The sequence below is a fragment of the Anaerosalibacter bizertensis genome, from assembly GCF_009696605.1.
In the GTDB taxonomy this organism is placed as follows: Bacteria; Bacillota; Clostridia; order Tissierellales; family Sporanaerobacteraceae; genus Anaerosalibacter; species Anaerosalibacter bizertensis.
The window spans coordinates 1-1,942 of sequence record NZ_VULR01000037.1 but is presented as its reverse complement, the minus strand read 5'-3'; the positions used below and the strand labels follow the sequence as shown (position 1 = coordinate 1,942).

Genomic DNA, 1,942 nt, shown 5'->3' with positions numbered 1-1,942 from the left:
AGGCTAACTATTTGTTTTTTGAAATCTTCCGTATACCTTTTTGCCATTTTAATTCCTCCCAATTCTTTATATTTTATATTATATCATTGTTCGGAATTTAGTTGTCCTATTTAGTATAGCCTATCTAATATTTAAGCATAAAATATCCCCTATCTTCAAAAGACAGGGGATATATATTATACTATACATAGTAACATAGAGTTCACATCTTTTTATTAAGATTTCATAATTTATTTAATATTCTTTTCACTGTTGAAGTACTATTACTTCATTTAAACATAAAAATAGGAGGAATCTTACTATTAGTATTTATGAAAAATAAAATTGTCTGGAATAAATCTTATGATAAAAAGAAAGCGATTCAAATTTCAATTCACTTGCAAAAGAAATATATTATTAATAAAGAGAAATATTTTATGTAATGAAAAAATTACATTTATTATTACTAACAATATATCTATATATAAATATTGTCCAAATTTTTAACTACTTCTTGCCAACTATAATCATATTGTATCTTCTCTAAATTCTTCACTTTTTCATCAAGTATATACCTATTTTTATTTATATACTCAACTAACTCTCTTATTTCACTAATATTACCACCTTCAACTGCAAATCCAATTCCATACTCTTTTATGAAGTCTTCTAGCACAGTTCCCTTATTAACTATCATAGGTGTTTTAGTGATTATCCCTTCAAAAAACTTTACTGGATAAGATGTAAGGTATTGTATAGAAGATGTAGGATATAAAACGTATAAAATATCGGTTTCACTATAGAGTTTAGCACTTTGTGTAAAATCATATTTTCCAGTTATAAATACATTATTATAATCACCTTTAATATTTTTCAATCTTTTATGTGCAACTCCTGCACCATGAATATATATTTCCACATCATTCATTTCATTACAAGCATCCATTAAATTTTTTAATTCATTGTATTGTCTAACTGCACCAATATAAGAAATTCTAAGCCTATGTGATTTTGACTTTTCGCAACCAATATAATTTTTCTGTTCTGGATAATTAGGTAAATATACTAACTTTTGCTTATTTTTACTTGACATAGTACTCGTTTGTATATCATTAACATATATAATATAATCAGATTTATTTTGTAAACAATTTACTATTGACCTCATCAAATATCTGATTTTTTGTTTCTTTCCATTCACTTCATAAAACTCATGCATATCAAATATAAGTTTTGAATTATTATTTCTTGCAAAATATCCAGCTATAACACCATCTAAATCATGACAGTGTAAATATTGGTACTCTTTATTCTTTAAATATTTCTTACATTCTTTAACAAAGCCTATAAATGATTTCAGTTGTTTAAGTCCTGTTCCATATTTTGAATAAGGAAAAAACCTTTTAATTCTAATTCCATCTACAACTTCTACTTCTTTATCTACATAATCATTTTCTCTATCCCAACACAAAATTTCTACATCAAATCCTCTTTCAACCAAATACTTAGCTTCCTTGTACACCCTTACATCTGGATCAAATCTATTTGTAAGAATCATTTTCACTTTTCGCATTTTAATACCACCATTTTAATAGTTTTCTTTAAAATTCATAAGCCTTAAGTATTATATCCAAAGCCTTCTTGCCTTCTTCTCCATTTATTAAAGGCTCTCTATCATTTTTTATAGCATCTATGAAATCCTTATAAAGTGGAGTATGTCCACTTCCATATACACTGTCTACTTTTGTACTTTCATCTTCTTTATCATAATCTCTTTCGTCTGCAAATTGCCATGTTTTTATTTCATTAACAGCCAGTCCACCTATAACAACCGTTCCTTTTTCTCCAAATATACTTAAAGTTTCTTCTAAGTTTTTAGGATATACACAAGCACTTCCTTCAACTATTCCTATTGAGCCATTTTTAAATCTAATAAGTATTGCCCCAAAGTCTTCCATCTCTA

Annotated in this window: 2 protein-coding genes; both read right to left on the bottom strand. The window is 26.6% G+C overall.

Going from position 1 to position 1,942, the window contains the following annotated elements; all coding sequences use genetic code 11:
• Positions 1 to 457: 457 nt before the first annotated feature.
• Positions 458 to 1,552 (bottom strand): glycosyltransferase, encoded by a 1,095-nt coding sequence (locus FYJ27_RS12555; RefSeq protein ID WP_154485135.1) that lies wholly within the window; start codon positions 1,550 to 1,552, stop codon positions 458 to 460.
• 28 nt (positions 1,553 to 1,580) lie between these two features.
• Positions 1,581 to 1,942: Gfo/Idh/MocA family oxidoreductase (locus tag FYJ27_RS12550; protein WP_268234930.1), on the bottom strand; the 362-nt coding region annotated here is incomplete at its 5' end.